The following is a 23,222-nucleotide window of genomic DNA, read 5'->3' on the forward strand; positions in this document are numbered from 1 at the left end:
CGATGAATGCCGATCTGCGGCGAAAATTGGGCGATAATGCCCGCAAGAAGGCCGTCGAACAATATTCGCTTCCCGTGTTGGGAGAGAATTTATATCTTTTCTTAAAGGACATATTGCAATAATCTATGTAATGATGAATGATGAATGATGAATGATGAATGATGAATGATGAATGATGAATGATGAATGATGAATGATGAATGATGAATGATGAATGATGAATGATAAGTATCTCACTCACAGAACCGTAGGGTGGGCTCAAAGCGAAGCGTAGCCCACCAGTTTCATCTCGTTGGATGGGTCGCGTTGTTTGACCCATAGAATATTTCATCCTTTAAATAACAATAGGTAAAAAACGTAATCAATCTTTTTTCTCATCATTCATCATTCATCACTCATCATTCCAAAGCGGGAGGCGAAGCCAGCATGAAGCGCAATAAGCCGCAATTCCAATTCGAAATACTGGATATTTTGCGTTTATTATGCGTTGTCTTGGCGATTGCATTTTTGTCATCCGGCTGCGGGGGCGGCGGACAGGGGCATTTGCGTACGGCAGCGCCTTTCCCTGAGGGCGCCGGTCTTCCTTCAGGACGAGAACCGATCGAATCCGTTCCTTTGCAACCTCCTCCCGGCGTTCCTTCCAATTTAGAATCGGTAACGGAAACGATCGAACCGCCGGAACCGGAAAAGAAACTCGATTATGGCTGGATTCTCGCCTCGCAAGACCGCAGTTCAACGCTGGCGCTTTTAAGCCAGGCCAAGGGATACGGCGTGAAGCAAGCGCAAATCGGCGGCGGCATTTATAACTCTATCGACGATCTGATTTTCGACAGCGGCAAAAAAGATTTCGTACGCGCTATTGCCATGCAACTGAAAGCGAACGGGATCGAGTCCTACTTATGGAGCCGGGAACTGACCTTGGACGGACCATCGTTCCGTTTTGCGGAAACGGATCCTATGTTGGCGGCGCGGCAGGCCGCCTATCGCATGGCTTTGTCGTTGCTTCCGGAAATCGATGGCGTTGTACTCACCTTCGAGGGAGCGAAATTGCCGCCGTGGGAGGCGGCGATTCCGGAAGGACAAACGCCGCTCTCTTCGGTGGAGAAGATTGGATTCGTCGTCAACGCTGTGAAAAAAGTAGTCGTGGACGAATTGGGCAAACGGCTGATAGTGCGAACCGCCGCCCCTACGCCCGAAGCGGAGGGATGGATTGCAGAGGCGTTGCGCAATTTCTCGCAGAACGAGTTGACCGTAATCGCATCCATCTCTCAGGCGGAGGGAATTGGCATTCAGATTGGGCGGCGGGTATGGGTGGAAACCGACCTTGCAGGAACTTCGTTTGGGGCTGATTCTACAAACGTTAGCCGATTGGGAGAATGGTTGGAAAAAGGCATAATCGCTGGAGTGGCGGCGAAAGTACAAGCCGATCAAGGAACCGGCGCTCCCAACGATCTTGATTTGTATACGCTATCTCGATTTTTGTTCGATCCATCGGCGAGCATGGAACCGATATGGCAGGAATGGATTCAAAATCGCTATGGCTGGCTTCCCTCTTCTTGGGAAGGAATCACCATGCTGGGACTGCTTCGCTCGTCGAGGGATTGGGAACGCAAGGCGCCTCTCGTGAAGGATCATTATAATTTCGCTCTCAACGGCGATATCCCGCCTCAACGAAAAAGCAAGGACGATCCCTTCCATATTGCTTTTGGTCAGGATTCCCGTTACGAATGGATCGATAAGGAATTGCAGTCGCCGGAACGTCAAACCCTGCTGGATCTATCGCAAGAAGCGTTGGAAATCTGCGAAGGACTGGACCGGACGCTGCAAGACTTGGATCAATTGAAGCCCAGACTTTTATCTCAAGACTACGGCGACTTACGTTCCCAGATCGAACATCAGCGGCGCATTGCAGGGATGTATTATTACGCCAAGCAATGCTTATGGGGTTTTTTACTCTGGAAACGCGCTTGGGACGAACCGGAAGCCCTTTGCCTGGAAGCGAATCTGGAGCGGCTGGAAGGATTGGCGGACGAGATGGAACGGGATTACGGTCCGAATGCTTCTTCGGGAAATCCGGCGCGCATCCGATCCTTTGCGGCGGATATCCGGCAGGATTTTCCCCGCGTGATACTTGGCGCTAGAGAAAGAGTATGGAACCGGCTGCACGATATCTCCATCAAACAGACCGGCCCGGAAAGCGTTGAGATCGTCTGGCGCAGCGACCGGCCATCCCTCTCGCGGATTTTTGCGACTCAGGAACTGCCAATTTTTGGATTAACGCTGCCCGCATCGACGCTGCCGGATGTAAATCATCGTTGCGTCTTGAACGGCTTTCAACCCGGCGTATTGTATTATTTCAAGGCGCAATGCGTCACGGAAAACGGCGAAGTTACGAATTCCGGAACCTACGCATTTCAACTCGTCGAATCTTCCGTTTGATATTTCCTGGATTATTCTTTATATTGGGAAAAAGAAAAGATATTCCCCTCATTTTTCGATTATTGACATCCATTATCTTCTCTGATAACGTGATTATCGGGTAAAATGATTATGCGGATATTCGATTTTTCTCTTTGAAAAAAGGAGAATTTCGATTGCCGATTTTTTTAGAAAATAGAATCGGACGATGAAGGGGAAAAGGAATATAACAAATTGAAAAGAAAGGAGATACATTTGTTTTATCATTTTTAATTGTACGCCAAAAGTGATCGACGTTGATCTTTTGCGGAATTGCGTATGATGGGGGAAGTTTTAAAAAAACGGGATGTCGTCTTACGATCCGGCGGAAGAAAATGTCGAAACCATAATCATTCTAATTCAAGGGGATTTTGCTATGAAAAAAGGTTTCACATTGATTGAGTTGTTAATTGTCGTTGCGATTATTGGGGTTCTCGCCGCCATCGCCGTTCCCAATTTTCTTAATGCGCAGCTGCGCGCCAAGATAGCGCGCTGCTATTCGGATATGAAGGCCATGAATACGTCCGTCCAGCAATTGCAATTGGATACCAACCATTTGCCTATAGACGGTTGGGATGACGATACAGCGTCCGGACGCAAGATTCTGAAAGAAGTCTTCAATGGCGTCGGCGATTTTACCGAAGCGGAAAGAAAAACCTCCCATTATCTAGCCGTATTGACCAGCCCGATTTCCTATATGTCTGCGGTTCCCATCGATCCCTTTTTAAGCGTGGGGAAAAGCGCTTCGAGTTATGGTTTCGGCAGCCCATATGACACGTATATTTATGCCGACGTCGATCCCCATATCACTGAAAATACGCGCAACCAGGGAATCCAATGCCTCAATCCCGGAGCTTTGGCGGATCAATATCACATCACGCCCTTGAAGACCGGCGAGTGGGCTTTTATTGGCGTTGGTCCCGATGGCGTATCCGGAATCGGAACCAGCGGAACATACGATTCGCGCGGCTTTCCATACAACGCCTCCAACGGTCTCGTGAGTTTAGGCGATATTGTTATGACCAGCGGCGGGATCCTCGGCCAATAAATCGGCGCGGCGACGATCGCAAACCGAATCCATCGAAAAATAAAAGCGGGGGCGGCTGCCAATGCGCCGCCCCTTTTTGTTGTTGGCGGGTAATAATATCAATCTATTTAAGAATGTGACGTAAATTCCCTCGCCCTTTGGGAGAGGATTAGAGTGAGGGGATTATAAGTCTATAAAATCAATCGTTATTTTTATCTAAATTTTTTCCCGCACTATTTCCTTTTCTCGCAATGTCGTATAAAATAACGTATCCGTTCATCATGGAGATAAGAGACCATGAACGAACCCCCATTGATTCCACCGAAAGTTTTCATCAGTTATGCCCATGATTGCCCGGGACATGAGAATCATATAGATGATGTGCTGGCGCTTTCCGACCGTTTGCGCAGCGACGGCGTCGATTGCCATATCGATCTTAATGAAGTTTCTCCTAATTGATTTTATGAAGAAGATCCGCTATCCAAAATCCTTTTCAATTCTTCCGCCAAAGAAGGAAGGTATTCATCGACGGTTTTCCACACTATTTTCACGTTAATATCAAAATACTCGTGAATCAGCCTATTCCTCATATTGATAATATTTCGCCAATCGATTTTGGGCGCAGCAGCTCTGCATTCGGGATCGACGCGGCTGGCGGCTTCTCCAATGATCGAAAGCAAGCGAACAAAGGAATGAAGCAAGGTACGATCTGCTTCAATATCCGGCCGACTCCGGTTTCGAGCTAAAGCCAACGCTTCTTCCGTCGCTTCCAACATGTGGCGATATCGAATGAGATCATTTTTGTTCATAAAGAACCTCGGCGGCGGCCATGACCTCTTCCCGAAAATATCGGCTTAAATCTTCGGGAGTGCGCATATCCACTGGACGGCCAACGCCGTCGGATAATTCCAATTCCATATTCGATAGGCCGATCAAAGTAGGTTCTTGCTCCGGTTCGAATTCCACCAGAATATCGATATCGCTGCCGGGACGCAACTCGCCGCGCAAAGCCGAGCCGAATAAGGATAATCTGCGAATGCGATTTTTCCGGCAAAACGATTGCATGGCTTCCGGTGAAAGATTCAAAACGGAATGTACTCGCATCATCGCGCTCATGAGCTGATCTCCATTGCTTTCCAACTATCGATTTCGCAACCACCAACAATTTTAACAACATTAAGGCGGGGTGGCAAAGGCAAGGCGAAGCCTGCCTTTGAGTCATTCCACCCTAGACCGTTTCCTCTCCCATACCCTACAATAGCGGCCAATGCGCGGCGCATGTTGCGCCAGGCAATATTCTATCTATGGAGGTTCTTATGAAACATCTTTGTTTGGTCTGCTTTGGCTTGCTGCTGGTTTGCGCTCCGGCCTGGGCGGAGGACGATTTTCTGATCCACGACGGCGACCGCGTGGTTATTTGGGGCGACAGCATCACCGACAACGCTTATTACCCCCGCTCGATGGAGAATTACGCGCTCAGCCGTTTTTCCGATTGGACGGTGGAATTCCATAACCTGGGCTGGGGCGGCGACCGCACTACAACTCTGGAGCGGATGAAGCGCGACCTGCCGCAATACCAGCCGACGTTCGTAACCATCAAACTGGGCATGAACGACGGCCAATATACGGAATTCAAACAGGAAAATTACGACGCCTATATCAAGGGCTACCGCCAGCTGCTCGATTTTCTGCGCTCCAATACCGGCGCCCGCATCGTTCTCATTACGACAGTTACCTACGAATTGGACGTCGTTCCCGTGCGCAAGCGCAATAACGCTGAAATCGACATGTCGCCCTATCCCGAAACCCTGCGCCGCTTTTCCGAGGGCGTCAAGGAATTGGCGCAGGAATACAAAACCGGCTTCATCGATCTCAACGCCCTTTACGCCGAGACGCTAACCAACGGCAAAAAGGCCAATCCCGATTTCAAACTCTCCGGCGACGCCATTCATCCCAACGTCAACGGCCAGGCTTATATGGCCTATCATATTCTCAAAGGCTTGAACGCTCCCGCCCTCGTCGCCGACATCGGCGTCGATGCCCAGAACGGCGCAATTCTTTGGGAAAAAGGCGCCTATCTGCGCAATCTGAAAGTGGAAGGCGACCGCCTCTCCTTTACCCGATGCGATCGTTCGCTGCCATTCCATTTTTCCGGCGAAGATGAGATGGATTCCCGTTTCATCGATAAAAAAACCTGGTATAACGAACTGAACCGCGATTGGCTTGTAGTAAAAAATCAATCCAAGCCATATGCGCTGCTGACCATCGACGACGAAGCCATCGCCGTTTTATCGAAAGAGCAGTTGGAAGAAGGAATCAATCTATCGCTTCTTCCCAAGTCGCCCATGCTGGCGCATGGCGCTCTCATCGCCGATTTAACGAATAAAAGGCACGATGCGGAATATGCGCGTTGGCGCCGCTGCTGGCTGCAAGGCGTGCGCAGTCCGTACGATTTTACGCCCTATAAACCGGAAAGCGTTTATTCCAAATATCTGGGCGATGCAGCAAAGTTTTACCATTGTTCTCAATTGAAATACAACGATCCGGCCCCCCGCCAGTTTCTATTAACCGGCGGCGAAAAAGAAGAATTAGAGAAATCGCTTAGCAAATAACTCTCTTTTAGCTAAGTTAGATTGATCTCTATTGAATTCACTGATGGGGCCATTCCAATATAAGGCATGGCCCCTATTCTTTTTAGACTTTTTAGACATATGTCTTCGTCATTTTCTAATATGTATTAATAAGAATTATTATATAAGTTGTTATTTTTCAAATTGATAATTCAAAATTAAAAATTTTTACATTTTTTCATATTCTTGGCTATGCGCTCATTCATTGCAAACATGGAGAAGATATAATTATATCCAATTCTCTGAATTATTTGAGAAAAATGTACCTATAATAGGTGATTATTGGATAATTTATTATCTATTTTTGATAAAGAATTCTATCCGATACGGCGCATCGCCGCCTTATCCCCCAAACTCAATGAATAAGTTCGCAAGGCATTAACGCAAGAAAGGAAACAACATGCGGACCTACGATCAAGTCCCGCTCCCTCCCGACGACGACAAGCGTTGGCGCTTCGTGGGAACGACTATGCGCAGCCATGGTTACAAACCTCATGCTCTCATCGAAACCCTGCACACCGTCCAGGAATATTTCGGCTTTCTGGACGAGAAAGCCTTCAAGTATGTGGCGCATGGTCTTCGCGTGCCCTTGAGCCGGGTTTACGAAGTCTCCACCTTCTACCACTTCTTCAACATGAAGCCGAAGGGCGAACATACCTGCGTGGTATGCACCGGCACCGCCTGCTTCATCAAAGGCGTGCCCCAAATTCTGGCCGCCTTGGAGAAGGAATACAACATTAAACCGGGCGACACCACCAGCGACGGCAAAGTTTCGTTGATGGCGGCGCGCTGCGTCGGCGCCTGCGGCCTGGCGCCCGTCGTTACTTTCGACGGCGAGTTCGTCGGCAACGCGAGTCCAGAAAAAGTTCTGGCCAAGATTCGGGAGTGGAAAGACGATGACGCCGGATGAGTTGAAAGAGATCGTTACCCAAGAACAACAAATCGAACATACGCGCGAACATCATATCTGCGTTTGCACGGCGGCGGGCTGCGTTTCTTCCAACAGCCTGCATGTGAAGGACGCCTTGGCTAAAGAGGTCAAAAAACGCGGATTAGCGGACAAATGCCAGGTCAAGGGCGTGGGGTGCCTAGGCCTTTGCGCGCAAGGACCTCTCGTGCATATGAGAGAAGAGGATCGGCTCTACAAAAAAGTCGTCCCCGAAGACGCCCCGGAGATTCTCGACAGCCTCGGCGCCCCGCCCGTTCAACGTTTGGAATGCCCAACCAACATCCCCTTCTTCCAACGGCAGATGCGCGTCGTCCTGGAAAACTTTTGGAAGATCGATCCCGAACGCATTCAGGATTATATCGCGGCGGATGGCTATTCCGCGTTGGTGAATGCGCTGACGGAACTGTCGCCTATCGATATTATTAACGAAATTATTCATAGCGGATTGCGCGGGCGCGGAGGCGCCGGGTATCCCACCGGCTTGAAATGGAGTACGGTGTCCAAAGCCGTGGGCGATGTGAAATACGTCATCTGCAACGCCGACGAGGGCGATCCCGGCGCGTTCATGGATCGCAGCATCCTCGAAAGCGATCCCCATCGCGTCCTCGAGGGCATGGCCATCGCCGCTTACGCCGTAGGCGCTTCGGAAGGCTATATCTACGTGCGCGCCGAATATCCGTTGGCTATCAAACGCTTGCGCAACGCCATCAAGCAAGCCGAACGCTCCGGATTTCTCGGCCAAAGCATCGGCGGCGCCCGGTTCAATCTTCATTTGGATGTTCGCCTGGGAGCGGGCGCATTCGTCTGCGGCGAGGAGACGGCGTTGATCGCTTCCGTCGAAGGCAAGCGCGGCACTCCGCGTCCCCGGCCTCCTTATCCGGCGCAGCAAGGCTTATGGGGGCGTCCGACATTAATCAATAACGTAGAAACCTACGCCAACATCCCCAGCATTCTACGCCGCGGCGCGGAATGGTACGCGTCCATCGGCACGGAAAAAAGCAAAGGAACCAAGGTCTTCGCCCTCGCCGGCCAAGTGAACAACACCGGACTTATTGAAGTTCCGATGGGCATGACGCTGCGGGAAATCGTCTTCGACATCGGCGGCGGCATCCCCAACGGTAAACAATACAAAGCCGTGCAGACCGGCGGACCATCCGGCGGCTGCATTCCAGAAGAATTTTTGGATTTGAAAGTCGATTACGAATCGTTATCCCAGATCGGTTCCATCATGGGTTCCGGCGGCATGATCGTCATGGATGATTCGTCCAACATGGTGGACGTAGCTCGTTATTTTATGGAATTTTGCCAGTCCGAATCTTGCGGCAAATGCGTTCCCTGCCGCGTGGGAACCGTCCACATGCACAATTTGTTGGACAAGATTTTACGAAAGGAAGCCACGCGCAAAGACCTTTCCATGCTGGAGAAATTATGCGGCATCGTGAAAGGCGCCAGTCTCTGCGGTCTCGGCCAAACCGCTCCCAATCCAGTCCTCAGCACCTTGCGCTATTTCCGCGAAGAATACGAAGTCAACATCGCGGATGGCGAAATCGCCGCCGTTTGCGCCCAATGCCCGGACGAGAAAGAGGGAGAAAAACGATGACGCAAACCGTCAAAATCATAACCCTTAAAATCGACGATAAAGATATCAGCGCCAGGGAAAACGAAACCATCCTGGAAGTGGCGCGGGAAAACGGCATCTTCATTCCCAGCCTATGTTATCAGGAAGGTCTATCTTCCGTTGGCGCTTGCCGTCTCTGTTTGGTGGAATTGAAAGGCTCCAACAAGATGCTTCCCGCGTGCGTTACGCTGGTGGGAGAGGGGATGGAAGTCGTTACCGATTCCGAGCGCCTGCGATTGCATCGGCGCATGGTGTTGGAGATGATCTTTTCCGAGCGCAATCATACGTGTTCGGTCTGCGTTTCCAACGGCCATTGCGAGTTGCAAACGCTGGCGCAGAAGTTGGGAATTACTCACATCCACGTCCCCTATCTATATCCCATCTTCCAAGTGGATACGACGCACAAGCGCTTCGGCATGGATCATAACCGCTGCATACTCTGCACCCGCTGCATCCGCGTATGCAGCGAGATCGAAGGCGCCAATACGCTGGGCTTGATGGGACGGGGAAACAATACCCAGGTCATCGCCGATTTGAACCAGCCGTGGGGCGAATCGGAGACCTGCACCGGCTGCGGCAAGTGCGTCAACGTATGTCCCACCGGCGCCTTGTTCGAAAAAGGCAAATCCGCCGCCGAGATGTCGAAACGGCGTCAATTTTTACCCTATTTAACCATGATGCGCGAGGAATGGTAAATGAATACGATAAAACTAGCGACCGTGTGGCTCGATGGATGTTCCGGATGCCACATGTCTTTTCTCGATATGGACGAGCGGCTTCTCGAACTGGCGGCTCAATTCGAATTGGTTTATAGCCCATTGGTCGATTTCAAAACGTTTCCTGACGAGGTGGACGTTTGCATCGTCGAAGGCGCCGTCAGCTCCGACGAAGACCTCGAAAAAATCTGCATGGTGCGCAAGCGGTCGAAAAAGTTGGTTTCGTTGGGCGATTGCGCCATTACGGCCAACGTTCCCGCCATGCGCAACCCGTTTCCCGTCGAAGACGTGCTCAAGCGGGCTTATTACGAGAACGCGGATTTGCAGGCGCAAACGCCTTGCGAAGCGATTCCGAAACTACTCCCCATGTCTCGGCCTGCGCACGAATACGTTCCCGTGGATGTCTTCATTTGCGGATGTCCTCCCCCGGCGGACGTTATTCATTACGCCTTAAGCGAACTTTTAGCGGGACGCACCCCGGACCTGACGGATAAAACCCGTTTCGGAAAGTAGGAGAGCTACTCATGGGCAAGCAAATCGTCATCAATCCGGTTACCCGGATTGAAGGTCATTCCAAAATTACCATTCAGCTGAACGATAAAGGCCAGGTGGGCGAGGCTTTCTTTCACGTCACCCAATTCCGCGGCTTTGAAAAATTATGCGAGGGCAGGCCGTTTCACGAAATGCCTTCGCTTACCGCCCGCATCTGCGGCATTTGTCCCGTCAGCCATTTGATCGCTTCGGCTAAAGCCTGCGATCAGATTCTCGCCGTCAGGATTCCCGCGCCCGCCTTCAATTTGCGGCGTATTATGAATCTGGCGCAGATCGTGCAGTCTCATGCGCTGAGTTTCTTTCATCTTTCTTCCCCCGATTTGTTGTTTGGCATGGACGCCGATCCCGCCGTGCGCAACATTATCGGCGTAGCCAAGAAATACCCCGAAATCGCCCGCGACGGCATCCGGCTGCGCCAGATCGGGCAGCAAATCATCGAACTGCTTGGCGGCAAGCGCGTCCATCCCGCCTGGATCGTTCCCGGCGGGGTGAACGAACCGCTTTCCGAAGCGAACCGCGACCGCATTCTTTCCATGCTGCCCGATGGGATAGAGATTATTACCCGCACCCTCGATTGGTTCAAAAAATCGATGGAATCGCATCGCGAGGAAATCCGCACTTTCGCCAATTTCCCTTCGCTCTTCATGGCGCTGGTCAAGCCGGACGGTTCTTTGGAGACGTACGACGGCAATCTACAAATCGTAGACGCCGTGGGGAATGTCATTCACAATCAATTCGATCCCTGCAAATACCACGAGATCATTGGCGAAGCCGTCGAGCCGTGGACGTATCTTAAATTCCCCTATTACAAGCCGCAGGGATATCCCAAAGGGATCTACCGCGTCGGACCATTAGCCCGGTTGAACGTTATCAACCACTGCGGAACGCCGCTGGCGGATCAGGAATGGGCCGAATTCCGCGCGATGGAACGCGGGGCCGAGTTGAGTTCGTTCCATTATCATTACGCCCGTTTGATCGAAATCGCGCATGGCTTGCAGCGAATGGAAGAGATTCTCAACGATTCCGCTATCCTCGATAAACATGTGCGCGCTTTCGCGGAGCCGAATAATTTCGAGGGCATCGGCGTTTCGGAAGCGCCGCGCGGAACGCTGATACACCATTACAAAGTGAACGAGCAGGGATTGATCGTTTGGGCTAATATGGTTATCGCTACCGGCCATAACAATTTGGCCATGAATCGGGGCGTTTTACAGGTGGCCAAACATTTCGTGAATAAGGATAAATTAATGGAAGGCGCTCTCAACCGCGTCGAGGCGGTGATCCGCTGCTACGATCCCTGCCTCAGCTGTTCCACGCACGCCGCGGGTCAGATGCCGCTGCATTTGGAACTGATCGACGCCGAGGGGAATCTTCTCGACGAGAAAAAACGGTGAAGGCAAGGCGGAACCTCACCCAGCCCTCTCCAAGAATTGGAGAGGGAGCGTCTTCACGTTGAAATGAAAGATGAAGACAAAGCGGATTCTAATTATCGGCTATGGCAATCCGTTGCGCGGCGACGACGGCGCGGGTTGGGCGGCCGCCGAGCGCTTGCAATCGTGCAAAACCAAGAATTCGTTGGAAATTCTTATCTGCCCTCAGTTGTTTCCGGAACAGGCTGAACCGGTCAGCCAAGCCGATTTGGCGATCTTTCTGGACGCCTCCTGCGATGCGGCGCCCGGATCTTGGAAATGTCAAAAATCCTTTGCGGGCGAGACGCCCGCACTCCCAGGGGGCGGTATGTATGCGGCGGCGTTTACTCATAGCGTCAGCCCCGGCGAGCTATTGGGATTGGCTCGGGAATTGTATGGCCATTGCCCGGAGGCTTATCTCTATACGATGGGGGGAGAGAGTTTCGAGACGGCGAATCGGCTCACTCCCGCTGTTCAATCCGCCATTGAAGGCGTTGTGGGAGACGTTGAAAAACGGATAACGGCGTAAATCGGGCGGGAGGCGTTACAACCTCCCGTTTTCTCTTTCCTTTTCCCCTAGACATTCCCTATTCTCATCGGAATCATAACTTGACGATCTCATTCTATGTTTATAAAAGGTGAAGAACCATGAACGAATCCCGCCGTTGTTTTCTTAAGCAGAGTATTTTCGCCGCCGCTGGAACCGGCGCGATTTTGACGCCGCACTCTTCCAGTTTCGCTATTGCGCCCATTCAACGAGGGATGGGCGCGCGCATGAAGTTGAGTTTCGCCGCCTATTCCTACCGCAAATACCTGGCGGAAGAAAAATCGATGACGATGATGGATTTCTTGGACGAATGCGCCAAGCTGGGACTCAGTGCTTCGGAGCCGACTTCTTACTATTTTCCGCCCGACGCCAATGACGATTATTTCATTCAATTCAAGCGCAAAGCCTTTTTGCTAGGCTTGGATATTTCCGGAACCGCCATTGGCAATACGTATACTCATCCAGCGGGGCCGGAACGGGATAAAAACCTGGCTTTGACCAAACGCTGGATCGACAACGCCGCGCTAATGGGCGCTCCTTGCATCCGCATCTTTGCCGGAACAGCACCCAAAGGCGTTTCGGAAGAACAGGCGCGAAAGAATTGCGTCGAAACCATCCAGGAAGCCTGCGCCTACGCCGCCCGGCGGGGCGTTTATCTGGCGCTGGAAAACCACGGCGGCATCGTTTCCGACGCTAAAGGCATGTTGGCGATCGTTAAGGCCGTCGAATCGGATTGGTTCGGCGTCAATCTCGATACGGGCAATTTCCATACCGACGATCCTTATAAAGACATTGCCGAGACCGCGCCTTACGCCGTCAACGTGCAAGTTAAAGTCGAAATGTCGAACGCGGCGGGAAAAGCCATCGAACCCGATTTCGAACGAATCGTCGGCATGTTAGGCGAGGCGGGCTATCGCGGCTACGTCGCTTTGGAATATGAAGCCAAGCCGGAACCGAAGGACGCCGTCCCTCGCTATTTGGAGCGGCTGCATAAAATTATTTCGAAAGCGTAGGGATAGTTAGGACAGAGAGAAAAGCGTAAATGGCGCGATGGCGTATACTGGATTGAATCACGAATACACGAAATGAAAAAGAAAACCACGAAAAAGGCGGAATGAATAAAATTCGTGTACGAGGAGAATGGCGTTATAAGAGTATAACGCCTAAGACATGAAAAAACGATATCGCGCCAATGGAAAACCGGGGCGGCAAAGCTACGGCATTTAGTCTTTTTCTTTCATCTTTCTTTTTTCGAGTTGCACAAGAAAAGATTGATGAAATGAAAGATAAAATTTCCTTGCCGCCCTGCGGTTTAGTCCAATGTATTTTTCTCAGTTTACCGATTTCGCCAGGGGGCTTCATGCCTTATAGGCAAGCCGGTTCCCAAGCGATCGCTTCACCATTCCAATCCCAGCATGGCGAAACGACCGTGAGTTCCACCCCCGCTACTCATTCACCGAAGCGCACACAAAAAAGGCTGCGCAAGGTTATCGAGGATGTCATCATCTTCTACTTCGCTATTTACAGGCGAGTGCGGCGGGGACTGTTCGGCGCGCGCCGTGAGAAGGTCCCTCGTTTATTATGGGGAAGGCCGCAAAAAGGAGGCGTTAACAGTAATGATGAGTGATGAATGATGAATGATGAAAAAGATTGATGGGGTAAACGGCGCGCCCCATCTTTCAGCTTCAAGGGCAGAAAAAACCTTGCCCTTGCTACCCTCCCGCTTTGAGTCCACCCTACGCGATTTGGTGGGCTACGCTTCGCTTTGAGCCCACCCTACGCGATTTGGTGGGCTACGCTTCGCTTTGAGCCCACCCTACGCGATTTGGCGGGCTACGCTTCGCTTTGAGCCCACCCTACGCGATTAAGCGAATTTCAATCATCGCCGTTGCTTCATGGCTTTGGCGATGGCTTCGGCCATGGCGTTTTGGATGGGGGCTTTGCGGGTTGGTTCCTGGCGTTGTTCTTGCTTACGGCGAGGCTTTCCGGGATTTTCTTCCTTGGCGGCGTTGGGATCGGGGATGGGATCGTCCAGCCTCATGCTCAGCGAGATGCGTTTGCGCCGCAGGTCTATGGCCATGACTTTGACTTTTACTACATCCCCCGTCTTCACGACGCTGCGAGGATCTTTGACGAATTGATTGGAGAGGGCGGAGATGTGGACCAACCCGTCCTGGTGAACGCCGATATCGACGAACGCGCCGAAATTGGCTACGTTGGTTACGACGCCTTCCAAGATCATGCCCGGCTGAAGGTCTTCCAACGTTTCTACTCCTTCTTTGAAAGCGGCAGTCTTGAATTCCGGGCGGGGGTCTCGTCCCGGTTTTTCCAACTCGGCGATGATGTCCATCACCGTGGGCAGGCCGAAACGTTCGTCGACGTAATCGTTGGGATTCAGTTTTTTCAGGAAAGCCCCGTCTCCGATGATCGATTTGATATCCTGCTTATGCGCTTTTAATATGCGTTCCACAATGGGATAGGCTTCTGGATGCACGGCGGAGGCGTCCAGCGGGTTGTCGCCGTTCATGATGCGCAGGAATCCTGCAGCTTGTTCGAAGGTTTTTTCACCCACGCGCGGCACTTGCAGCAACTGCTTGCGGTTTGGGAAGGGGCCGTTCTGATTGCGGAAATCGACGATGTTTTTCGCTAGTCCCTGATTCAATCCCGCGATGCGGGCCAGCAGGGGAACCGACGCCATATTCACGTCCACGCCGACGGCGTTCACGCAATCTTCCACTACGGCGTCCAATGTTCGAGCCAGTTGGGTTTGGCTGACGTCGTGCTGATATTGCCCCACGCCGATAGCTTTGGGTTCGATCTTCACCAGTTCCGCCAGCGGGTCTTGCAATCGGCGGGCGATGGACGCGGCGCCGCGCAGCGATACGTCCAATTCGGGAAATTCCTGGGCTGCTAACTCGGAAGCGGAATAGACCGAAGCTCCCGCTTCGGATACGACCAATTTTTCCAATTTCAATTCAGGATGCAGTTTGATTAATTCTAAAGCCAGTTTGTCGGTTTCCCGCGAAGCCGTACCGTTGCCGATGCTGATGAGTTCGATACGATGCTTGCGAGCCAGCTCGGCCAGGATTTTGATAGATTCGTTCCATTTATTATGCGGCGCATGAGGATAGATGGTCGCCGTATCTACAAGTTTGCCGGTTCCATCCACAACGGCGACTTTGACGCCGGTTCGCAGGCCGGGGTCCAGGCCAATGGCGGGCTTCGGTCCCGCTGGGGCGGCTAACAGTAGATCGCGTAGGTTGTGGGCAAAAACCTTGATCGCCTCTTCTTCCGCCGCTTTCCACAAGCGCATCTTTAGATCTACGTCGAGGTGGGTGAAGATGCGGATTTTCCAAGCCCAGCGCACCGTATCCCGCAGCCAAGCGTCGGCGGGCCTTCCTAAATCCTGGATGCGATAATGTTCGGCGATTTGACTCTCGCAGACGCTGGGTTGTTTGCTTGCCGCCGTTGTCTCTTGCGGATCAACGATCAGGTTCAATTGTAAAATCCCCTCATCGCGGCCTCGGAACATGGCTAGGGCGCGGTGGGAAGGGACGTCTTTGATTGGCTCGCTGGCGTTGAAATAGTCTGAATATTTTACGCCTTCTTCTTCTTTTCCTTCCGCTACGAGGGATTGCATAACGGAGTTATTCCAAACGAATTCGCGCAGTTTCCCGATCAGTTCGGCGTCTTCCGCGAATTCTTCCATGAGAATCTGCCGCGCGCCTTCCAATGCGGCGGCGATATCCGGGACGTTTTTCTCTGCGTTGACGCATCCTTCCGCCGCCGTTTCGGGAACCAACTCTGGATTGGATAACAGACTGTGAGCAAGCGGTTCCAAACCTGCCTCGCGGGCGATCTGCGCTTTGGTGCGCCGTTTGGGTTTATAGGGCAGATATAAATCTTCCAGGCGCGTTTTTGTATCCGCTTCGCGAATGGATTGTTCCAATTCGGGGGTTAGTTTGCCCTGTTCTTCGATGCTTTTGAGGATGACGCCGCGCCGTTCTTGCATTTCGCGCAGATAGCGCAGGCGTTCTTCCAGCGTCCGTAACTGCGAATCGTCCAATCCGCCTGTCGCTTCTTTGCGGTAGCGCGCGATGAAGGGAACCGTCGAGCCTTCGTCCAGCAGTTGAATCGCGGCTTCCACTTGTTTGAGTTCTGCGGAGAGTTCTTGCGCAATGCGTTCGTTGATGGTCATCATTCCTTCTTGTCATCCTCGCTATGTTGTTCGCTTCGAAATAGGAGAGTAAGCATATATCCGTTTTGGCCAAGTTGAAATATTCGGAAAGGCAATTGAGGAAAGAAAAATCGGGCGCAATATCGAACCAATTTAAGCGGAAATCTTTATAAACCTTATGAACCGTTTTGCAGCCTCTCCGGTTATTCGTTTGTTCCATGTAAGATAGTTTTGATATTCAAAATGTTTTTTCTTTCCTTATAAACGAGGTCTTCTATGCTTACCGACAATATCCTCAACCTGATCGGCAATACTCCGTTATTTCGTTTGAAAGGGGAAAATGTTTTTGCGAAGTTGGAATATCTCAATCCAGGGGGCAGCATCAAAGACCGCGTCGCGTTGGCTATGCTGGAAGGGGCGGAGCGCGATGGCCGTCTGAAGCCGGATTCCATTATCATGGAGCCAACTTCGGGCAACACCGGCATTGGCATCGCACTGGTTGGACGCATTAAAGGCTATCGCGTACGCATCGTCATGCCTGAGAATATGAGCGAAGAACGGAAAAAACTAATTCGCACTCTCGGCGCCGAATTGATATTGACGCCCGCCGACGAAAGCATTCAAGGCGCGGTGGATTGCGTGCGCCGGATGGCGGCGGAAGATTCTCGAATTTACGTTCCCCAACAATTCGAGAATCCGGACAATCCCCGCGTCCATTACGAAGAGACCGCCCATGAGTTATGGCGGCAGACGAGCGGCGATATCGCCTGTTTCGTCGCGGGCGTCGGCAGCGGCGGCACGCTTCAAGGGGTAGGGAAATTCTTAAAGGAACATAAACCAGATGTCCGCATTGTCGCCGTAGAGCCGAAGAACGTTTCCGCCTTGCTTGGCCATGAGCCGGGATTGCATCAAATACAAGGCATCGGCGACGGATTCATTCCCGCTATTCTCGACGTTTCGCTGGTGGATGAGGTCGTGGAAGTAACAGACGAAGACGCCATTGAGACGACGCGGCAGTTGGGGCGCGATTTCGGATTGCTGGCGGGCATATCGTCCGGCGCTAACGTTTGGGCGGCGCGCTTGTTGGCGCGAAAATTTTCCGGAAATGTCGCTACAGTTTTACCTGACCGCGCCGAACGCTACTTCAGCACTTCGCTGATGTAGCGCCCAGCGGTCTTCTAACGCTGCAATTAACTCTTTTTATCCCATGAGAGCATGGCGTGGGAAGCGGGTTGAAACTCGTCTTTCTTTGGTTTCCGCTGTTTTTGGGCGGCGGTTCTTTCGTAGTGTTCGTAATCGCCGATTTTAAATTGGCTAACCATTTCTTGCATCGCCATGGCTTGCGAAGATAACTCTTCGCTAGCGGAAGCGGCTTCTTCGCTGGTGGCTGAGTTCGATTGGGTGATTTGATCCAGCTGGCCGATGGCGGTGCGGATTTGTTCCGCTCCGCTGGATTGTTCGGCGCAGCTGGCGGCGATTTCCTGAACCAGTTGCGCGGCGTTGCGAATGGCGGGGACTACTTCTTGAATTAGTTTTCCTGCGTTTTCCGCCTGAGCAACGCTTTCTTTCGATAGCGCAATAATTTCCTTAGCCGCTTGTTGGCTGCGTTCCGCCAGTTTCCGCACTTCCACAGCTACGACGGCGAAGCCTTTGCCCATCTCTCCGGCGCGCGCGGCTTCGATGGCGGCATTCAAGGCGAGGAGATTCGTCTGGTCGGCGATATCGTCGACGATGGATATCTGTTCGGCGATTTTTTTCATGGATTCAACGGTTTTTAATACCGCCTCGCCGCCTTTTTCGACGTCTTTGGCCGCTTTGGCGGCGGCGGCGTTCGTCTTTTGCGCATTCGCCGAGTTTTGCTCGACGGAGGAAGTCAGTTGTTCGATGGATGCTGAGGTTTCTTCCAGGCTAGAGGCTTGCTCGGTAGCGGCGTTGGCCAGGTTTTGCGAAGAAGCGGATAGTTCTTCCGAGCTGGAGGCCACCTGTTGCGCCGCTTGCGCGATGTTCTGCATGATGGACCGCAAGTTAGCCGTCATCTCGGCGAAACTACTGGCCATAATGCCAATCTCGTCCTTGCTGGTTACGGAAACCGTCGTAGTCAAATCCCCAGCGGCGATTTCCGCCGTTGCGGCGGCCATCATTTGCACCGGACCGAGAATGCTTTTCGTAATCGACCAGGCAATGGCGATGGCGGCGATGATGGAGATGACGCTGATGGCGATAATCGTATTAATCGTCTGACGGCGGACGGAATCGAAGTGTTCGTCCGCTTTATTGTTTTCCTCTATCAGCGAATTGCTGAAGGAAACCAATGGCGCCGCCATCGATTGCGCGAATCCATCGGTCTTGCCGTCCAAATCTTGGATTTCTTTCGATAACGTATTCTGTTGGGAACGAAGAATGGGAAGCAATTCCTTTTCAAATACGTCGAAATAGCTATTCATAGCTTGCGTCGCTTCTTTCGCTAATTGTATTTCTTCCGGCGTATCCGACATATTGGTTATGTTTTTCAAATCCTGGATCGATTCGTTTTTTAGGTCTTCCCAATCTTTGTTCGTCTCATCCAGGTTCCGGTTGATGACGGCGTCACCGATAACTTGATAGAGTTTTGCGCTCATCCCCGCCGCTTCTGTTGCTATCACGGCATTATCCGCTCTTATCGCTCCTTCGTCTTGCAGCACTCCCAGATGATAAATGTCTCGAATGGAAATAATCGAAGAGATCACTAATAGAAGAATGAGAATGCCATATCCCAACGCCATTTTTTTTCCAATCGTTAAATTCATCGCTATGCTCCTTTGCCTTCGTTAAGTTGAATGGATTACAGCTTTTACAATTATTAACTCATGTTACGCAGGATAAAAAAATGATAGACATAATTTGCTTATCGCATTGAATCACGAAAACACGAAATGAAAAAGAAAAACACGAAAAAAAGAAAAGAAAAAAGGTTAGCGCAAGGAATCTCGTTATGAGAACGATTTTTCCGTGGAATACAAAAGAATCCGTGCTATCCGTGATTCGAATATTTCGTGAATTTCGAGCCATTTCGTAGTTTCGTGATTCAATAACGCAAATAAATGACGCCCTTCCTGTTCTTTTGAACGGTTCTCTTAATTGGCGATGAAATACCTACGCCGAAAGTGAAAGGACATTGGCTGCGTAACATGAGTTATTAAAAGAGAATTTGCCATCTCATGCCAATCGCTAACGCATCCGGTTTTCCGTCGCCGCCGGGATTGACGATATATTGCATATCCGGTTTCAAATTCATCCAACCCGTCATTTGATATAAGTAGTACAGTTCGATGGCGGTTTCACCGTCTTTTGGCAGTCCGGCTTCCTCGCTGAACAGGACTTGAAATACGCCCAGACCCAGAATATCTTCATCGCGCCCGGGGATGGGACCGATCCATTGCATTCCGCCGCCCAGGTAATGATTTGCTTCGCTGCGATCTTCGGGCGTCCAACCATGTTGCGCGAAAACGCCTATGCCCTGTTTGTCCTCTTCATCGGCGGGATTTTCACGCCAAACCTCTTGATCCCAAGTTAGATAGACGCCGTAGCGTTCGGCAAAAACGCCAGTGGTAGATAGTTTTTCCACCTTGTCGCCATTCCACCATGCTCCAACGCGGAAATGGCCTCTATGATCGGCAATAGAATAATGAAAAGCCGGTTCCGCCATGACCATTGGGCCATAAAAGCGATCCAGCGTATTGCCGATGGATCGCCCGCCATCGGGACGGCCCTGGTATACCCCTATGTTCATGGAAAACCAATCTACCGGCGCAATTCCCATAACCGCGCCCCAATCCTGATCGGGGAATGTCGTTAAAGGAATCGTTGGGTGGAAACCGCCAGATGAATTGGTAAAATCGCAAGCATAATCGGCGCAGGCGAAATCGGCGTTCGCTTCTTGTTTTCCCAATTTGAACCAAAGTTTGCCGTCAAAAAAATCGTGCCGATACCAGAATTCGGAGACTTGCGCGAATTCGTCAGCATCGATGTTGCTCAAAACTTGAAAGTCTCCGACATAATCGTTTGTGATTCCCTTTCCGTGTTGTTCCTGCAGTTGAACGAAAAAAGTCCCTCCATTCCACCATCCCGCCGTTTCCGTATCGAGTTCGAGAAATAAGCTGAGGTCTCCGCGATACTCTCCGCCGCGTTTCCATCCGCCGCTGACGTTTCCGAAATACTCTCCCGTATAGACTAATTCGTAGCTAAGTCCATGCTCTTCAAGATACGAGCGCATTCCGCCCCAATCCCCGAACAAATGCTCCCGTCTCCAAAACGATTCTTCTTCGCAAAACGTTGGAATAGTAAAAGCTAGAAAGAATAAAGGAATAGTCGTTTTCTTATTCATGCAAAAATCTTCCTTCCAAGAAAGACTAACGTCTATCATAAATTTATAGGCTCGATTAGTTAGCGTGCGAAACGAATAGATTAAGGATAATAAGCGACCATTCTCGGAATCCCATTGAAAGCAAATGACTCTATTGAATAACCATGCGAATAAGACAATATTATTAATTATATAGTCTCTTGTTAACAAACAAAAAAGAAAAATTATTTTATGGGGGATAGATAGCCTTTCGAAAAAATAGAACTAAGGATGAGTTGCGACGTATGGCCCATCGATTATTCCATCTTATAAATATCCGAATAGCGAAAGACATGCGATATTCTCCGTTTCTTTTAACATATCATTTGATTTGATTATAAAACAAAATATTTACAAGTAAATCCTGCGGACGATTTTTTTAATGGAAATTTTATGTTTTTGGGAAAATAGGAAGCGATTGGGAACTGGGTCTTGGCGGAGGGGATGGCGTTCGCGAGAGGATGAATCTTTTTGCGCTTATTAACTCATGTTAGGAGTAAAGAATAACTATAAGGTGATATTGGGATCGTCGATAGAATCACGAAAACACGAAATAAAAAAGAAAACCACGAAAAAAAGAAATCCATACGTTTACCCGCCGTTGAAACGGCGGGCTATTTTCGTTTGCCCCTTTAAAGGGGCATTTAAAATGGCCCAGCCTTTCAAGGCTGGGATGGGAAATTTCAAAGAATTCGAGTTCTTTCACGTTTTCGCGATACGAAAACGCAACCGATATAAAGCCTATTCGTTGCTTTGAAACGTCGTCTCCATCGTGAAGGAGAGATGCCCGCACTCCCAGGCTGCGCAACATGAGTTATTAAGAAAGGGTTGGGACAATGGAGTTCTTATTTTCCGCCAGCCGTTTTTTCATGGACTCGACGAAAGTATAAGGGATATAAGGCAGCGCTTCCGTCTCTCCCAGATTCTTATGCTTGGAGTCGCCGTGAAAATCGGAGCCGCCGGTTACGATCAATCCCAATTCGCCGGCTAATGCGGCGTAGCATTCGGCGAAGTCGGAGCGGCAGGCGCCATGATAAGCTTCCACGCCATCAATGCCCACAGCGGCCAGGCGGCGGATCTCGTTTAGCGTTTGCTCCATGCTATCGGCGTAGAGTTGATCGGGATGGGCGATGACGGCCAGTCCCCCAGCCTGGTGGATGAAGGAAATCGCTTCTTCCGGCGTGAAAATTTCTTTCGGTGCAAAGGCGGGAGCCCCATTAGCCAAAAATCGGTCGAAGGATTCTTGAATGGATTGGACGTAGCCGCGCCGCAGCATCGCCCGCGCGATATGGGGACGATTGACGACCTCTCCGCCCGCCAGCGCTTTCACTTCCTCAATCTCCAAGGGATAGCCCAACTCATGCAACTTTTGCAGGATGAGCGGATTGCGCCGCTCGCGGGCGAATATATATTTTCGCAGATTATCTTGGAGAAATTTATCATGAATGTCGATATAATACCCCAGAATATGCAGCGTTCCCGACGGATGCAGGGCGCTGATCTCCATGCCGGGGACGATTTCCACCCCATACAACAAACCCGCCGCTTCCGCTTCGGGAATCCCGGCCGTCGTGTCGTGATCGGTGATGGAGAGGGCGTGAATTCCCGACTCGGCGGCTTTTTTGACTAAATCGGAAGGAGAGAGAGTACCATCGGAACAATGGGAGTGAGCGTGCAGATCGGCAGATTTCGGTTTCAATGTTAAATCCTTCGCATAACAGTCAATATTTTTCTTAAAAAAAGCGTATCCTACCAGGCGATATATTCAAGTTCGCGCAGTTTCATCAAAACTTTTTCCGCGCTTTGCTCCGGCCTCTCCCTGTGGGTTTCGCAGACGACTTCGGGATGAAGCGGCTCCTCGTAGGGATCGGTGATGCCGGTAAATTCCTTGATCTCGCCCGCCCGCGCCCGTTTATACAATCCTTTGACGTCCCGCATCTCGCATACGGCCAGCGGCGCATGTACGAAAACTTCGACGAAGCGTCCGATGGTCCGGCGCAACTCGTTGCGGATTTCGCGGTAAGGCGAGATAGCCGCCGCCACGGCAACGATTTCGTTGCGCGTCAAGATATGGCTGACGAATCCAATGCGCCGGATGTTTTCGTCGCGGTCCTCCTTGGAGTAACCTAAGCCTTTGCTTAGGTTCAAGCGAATGAAGTCGCCGTCGAGCACTTCATGCCGAATTTGCCGTTGCAGAAATTCTTCATGCAGGATTTCCGCAATCGTGCTTTTTCCGGCGCCGGAAAGTCCCGTAAGCCAGACAGTGAAGCCGATATAAGGGCATAAGGGGTTGTTATTCTTGTTTGGGAGAGATGAGGAGTTCGTAAGCATGGATGAAAAATACTCCTTTGGGATTGTCCTATCATATTTATGCCTGCTGGGAAAGTATAGGAATCCCGAAATGATGAGTGATGAATGATGAGCCTCCCTAACGAGGAAAGGTTTTCGGCGATTGCAGGAAGAAAAGTCCTGCCGCCCGCCGTTGAAACGCTATCAATTATACGCAAAAATTTTATGAAGAATGTCGGGAGGATCAAAGGCTTCCTGGATTAATGATCCATGGAGTGAAAGGGCGTTAAAAATCGTCAAGACCTGAACCAATCCTCTCATTAGGATCTGATCTTTACCCACAAGTCGAGGGGATTACTCAAGGGCAAAAACAACCTTGCCCTAGGCGCCCCATTAATCAAGGGCGGAAGGAGGTTTCATTTTTTACGTTTCCGAATCGCGCGAATACCACGAAAATTTCGAATCGCAGA

20 protein-coding genes are annotated in these 23,222 nt (G+C 50.8%); 13 read left to right on the top strand and 7 right to left on the bottom strand.

Features of this window, described 5'->3' with window-relative positions; translation table 11 throughout:
* The first annotated feature begins 426 nt into the window (after positions 1-426).
* The 3 genes from AB1656_04350 to AB1656_04360 all read left to right on the top strand — a co-directional run bounded on the left by AB1656_04350 (position 427) and on the right by AB1656_04360 (position 3,943).
* Entirely contained in the window at positions 427-2,439 is a 2,013-nt protein-coding gene (locus tag AB1656_04350) for a hypothetical protein (protein ID MEW6234595.1), read from the top strand.
* A gap of 394 nt (positions 2,440-2,833) precedes the next feature.
* Positions 2,834-3,505: a prepilin-type N-terminal cleavage/methylation domain-containing protein gene (locus AB1656_04355; protein MEW6234596.1), complete on the top strand. Its 672-nt coding sequence runs from the start codon at positions 2,834-2,836 to the stop codon at positions 3,503-3,505.
* A gap of 276 nt (positions 3,506-3,781) precedes the next feature.
* Positions 3,782-3,943, top strand: a complete 162-nt coding sequence (locus AB1656_04360) for a hypothetical protein (protein MEW6234597.1) — start codon at positions 3,782-3,784, stop codon at positions 3,941-3,943.
* A 2-nt stretch (positions 3,944-3,945) separates the two neighbouring features.
* Here AB1656_04360 and AB1656_04365 read toward each other — a convergent pair whose 3' ends face one another.
* A complete protein-coding gene (locus AB1656_04365; GenBank protein ID MEW6234598.1) occupies positions 3,946-4,293 on the bottom strand; it encodes a HepT-like ribonuclease domain-containing protein in 348 nt (115 codons plus the stop codon).
* Entirely contained in the window at positions 4,280-4,600 is a 321-nt protein-coding gene (locus AB1656_04370) for a nucleotidyltransferase family protein (protein ID MEW6234599.1), read from the bottom strand. Before AB1656_04370 ends, AB1656_04365 begins: the two co-directional genes overlap by 14 nt.
* Positions 4,601-4,800: 200 nt before the next feature.
* On the opposite strand from AB1656_04370, the gene AB1656_04375 reads away from it, so the two are divergent.
* From AB1656_04375 to AB1656_04415, 9 genes are all read left to right on the top strand, one after another.
* A complete protein-coding gene (locus tag AB1656_04375; protein ID MEW6234600.1) occupies positions 4,801-6,096 on the top strand; it encodes an SGNH/GDSL hydrolase family protein in 1,296 nt (431 codons plus the stop codon).
* Between the two features lie 418 nt (positions 6,097-6,514).
* Positions 6,515-7,024, top strand: coding sequence for a bidirectional hydrogenase complex protein HoxE (gene hoxE / locus AB1656_04380; protein MEW6234601.1), 510 nt, complete (start codon positions 6,515-6,517; stop codon positions 7,022-7,024).
* Positions 7,011-8,663, top strand: a complete 1,653-nt coding sequence (nuoF, locus tag AB1656_04385; GenBank protein ID MEW6234602.1) for an NADH-quinone oxidoreductase subunit NuoF — start codon at positions 7,011-7,013, stop codon at positions 8,661-8,663. Before hoxE ends, nuoF begins: the two co-directional genes overlap by 14 nt.
* Positions 8,660-9,376 (top strand): bidirectional hydrogenase complex protein HoxU, encoded by a 717-nt coding sequence (hoxU, locus tag AB1656_04390; protein ID MEW6234603.1) that lies wholly within the window; start codon positions 8,660-8,662, stop codon positions 9,374-9,376. Before nuoF ends, hoxU begins: the two co-directional genes overlap by 4 nt.
* Positions 9,377-9,910: an NADP oxidoreductase gene (locus tag AB1656_04395; protein ID MEW6234604.1), complete on the top strand. Its 534-nt coding sequence runs from the start codon at positions 9,377-9,379 to the stop codon at positions 9,908-9,910.
* Between the two features lie 11 nt (positions 9,911-9,921).
* Positions 9,922-11,343, top strand: a complete 1,422-nt coding sequence (locus AB1656_04400) for a Ni/Fe hydrogenase subunit alpha (GenBank protein ID MEW6234605.1) — start codon at positions 9,922-9,924, stop codon at positions 11,341-11,343.
* Between the two features lie 70 nt (positions 11,344-11,413).
* Entirely contained in the window at positions 11,414-11,887 is a 474-nt protein-coding gene (locus AB1656_04405) for a hydrogenase maturation protease (protein ID MEW6234606.1), read from the top strand.
* Positions 11,888-12,006: 119 nt separating this feature from the next.
* Entirely contained in the window at positions 12,007-12,918 is a 912-nt protein-coding gene (locus AB1656_04410; GenBank protein MEW6234607.1) for a sugar phosphate isomerase/epimerase family protein, read from the top strand.
* Between the two features lie 179 nt (positions 12,919-13,097).
* Positions 13,098-13,532, top strand: a complete 435-nt coding sequence (locus tag AB1656_04415) for a hypothetical protein (protein ID MEW6234608.1) — start codon at positions 13,098-13,100, stop codon at positions 13,530-13,532.
* 252 nt (positions 13,533-13,784) lie between these two features.
* Here AB1656_04415 and AB1656_04420 read toward each other — a convergent pair whose 3' ends face one another.
* On the bottom strand, positions 13,785-16,106 hold the full coding sequence (locus tag AB1656_04420; GenBank protein ID MEW6234609.1) for a Tex family protein: 2,322 nt from the start codon (positions 16,104-16,106) through the stop codon (positions 13,785-13,787).
* A gap of 252 nt (positions 16,107-16,358) precedes the next feature.
* On the opposite strand from AB1656_04420, the gene cysK reads away from it, so the two are divergent.
* Positions 16,359-17,246 (top strand): cysteine synthase A, encoded by an 888-nt coding sequence (cysK, locus tag AB1656_04425; protein ID MEW6234610.1) that lies wholly within the window; start codon positions 16,359-16,361, stop codon positions 17,244-17,246.
* A gap of 26 nt (positions 17,247-17,272) precedes the next feature.
* Here the strand turns inward: cysK and AB1656_04430 are convergent, their stop codons facing one another.
* From AB1656_04430 to cysC, 4 genes are all read right to left on the bottom strand, one after another.
* The gene (locus AB1656_04430; GenBank protein MEW6234611.1) at positions 17,273-18,868 is read right to left on the bottom strand and encodes a methyl-accepting chemotaxis protein; all 1,596 of its coding nucleotides are present in this window, start codon (positions 18,866-18,868) and stop codon (positions 17,273-17,275) included.
* A gap of 389 nt (positions 18,869-19,257) precedes the next feature.
* The gene (locus tag AB1656_04435) at positions 19,258-20,445 is read right to left on the bottom strand and encodes a carbohydrate porin (protein MEW6234612.1); all 1,188 of its coding nucleotides are present in this window, start codon (positions 20,443-20,445) and stop codon (positions 19,258-19,260) included.
* 835 nt (positions 20,446-21,280) lie between these two features.
* Positions 21,281-22,162 carry a PHP domain-containing protein gene (locus tag AB1656_04440; GenBank protein ID MEW6234613.1) on the bottom strand — a complete coding sequence of 294 codons (882 nt, stop codon included), beginning with the start codon at positions 22,160-22,162 and terminating at the stop codon, positions 21,281-21,283.
* Between the two features lie 50 nt (positions 22,163-22,212).
* Positions 22,213-22,794, bottom strand: a complete 582-nt coding sequence (gene cysC, locus AB1656_04445) for an adenylyl-sulfate kinase (protein ID MEW6234614.1) — start codon at positions 22,792-22,794, stop codon at positions 22,213-22,215.
* Between the last annotated feature and the right edge of the window lie 428 nt (positions 22,795-23,222).

The sequence above is a fragment of the Candidatus Omnitrophota bacterium genome (genome assembly GCA_040755155.1).
Taxonomy (GTDB): domain Bacteria; phylum Hinthialibacterota; class Hinthialibacteria; order Hinthialibacterales; family Hinthialibacteraceae; genus JBFMBP01.

Coding starts and splice junctions, on each gene's coding strand:
- AB1656_04420 (MEW6234609.1), bottom strand. CDS start 16,106: ATGATGACCATCAACGAACGCATTGCGCAAGAACTCTCCGCAGAACTC.
- nuoF (MEW6234602.1), top strand. CDS start 7,011: ATGACGCCGGATGAGTTGAAAGAGATCGTTACCCAAGAACAACAAATC.
- AB1656_04395 (MEW6234604.1), top strand. CDS start 9,377: ATGAATACGATAAAACTAGCGACCGTGTGGCTCGATGGATGTTCCGGA.
- AB1656_04370 (MEW6234599.1), bottom strand. CDS start 4,600: ATGAGCGCGATGATGCGAGTACATTCCGTTTTGAATCTTTCACCGGAA.
- AB1656_04415 (MEW6234608.1), top strand. CDS start 13,098: ATGGAAAACCGGGGCGGCAAAGCTACGGCATTTAGTCTTTTTCTTTCA.
- hoxE (MEW6234601.1), top strand. CDS start 6,515: ATGCGGACCTACGATCAAGTCCCGCTCCCTCCCGACGACGACAAGCGT.
- AB1656_04360 (MEW6234597.1), top strand. CDS start 3,782: ATGAACGAACCCCCATTGATTCCACCGAAAGTTTTCATCAGTTATGCC.
- hoxU (MEW6234603.1), top strand. CDS start 8,660: ATGACGCAAACCGTCAAAATCATAACCCTTAAAATCGACGATAAAGAT.
- AB1656_04350 (MEW6234595.1), top strand. CDS start 427: ATGAAGCGCAATAAGCCGCAATTCCAATTCGAAATACTGGATATTTTG.
- AB1656_04410 (MEW6234607.1), top strand. CDS start 12,007: ATGAACGAATCCCGCCGTTGTTTTCTTAAGCAGAGTATTTTCGCCGCC.
- AB1656_04400 (MEW6234605.1), top strand. CDS start 9,922: ATGGGCAAGCAAATCGTCATCAATCCGGTTACCCGGATTGAAGGTCAT.
- AB1656_04435 (MEW6234612.1), bottom strand. CDS start 20,445: ATGAATAAGAAAACGACTATTCCTTTATTCTTTCTAGCTTTTACTATT.
- AB1656_04405 (MEW6234606.1), top strand. CDS start 11,414: ATGAAGACAAAGCGGATTCTAATTATCGGCTATGGCAATCCGTTGCGC.
- AB1656_04355 (MEW6234596.1), top strand. CDS start 2,834: ATGAAAAAAGGTTTCACATTGATTGAGTTGTTAATTGTCGTTGCGATT.
- cysC (MEW6234614.1), bottom strand. CDS start 22,794: ATGCTTACGAACTCCTCATCTCTCCCAAACAAGAATAACAACCCCTTA.
- AB1656_04430 (MEW6234611.1), bottom strand. CDS start 18,868: ATGAATTTAACGATTGGAAAAAAAATGGCGTTGGGATATGGCATTCTC.
- cysK (MEW6234610.1), top strand. CDS start 16,359: ATGCTTACCGACAATATCCTCAACCTGATCGGCAATACTCCGTTATTT.
- AB1656_04365 (MEW6234598.1), bottom strand. CDS start 4,293: ATGAACAAAAATGATCTCATTCGATATCGCCACATGTTGGAAGCGACG.
- AB1656_04375 (MEW6234600.1), top strand. CDS start 4,801: ATGAAACATCTTTGTTTGGTCTGCTTTGGCTTGCTGCTGGTTTGCGCT.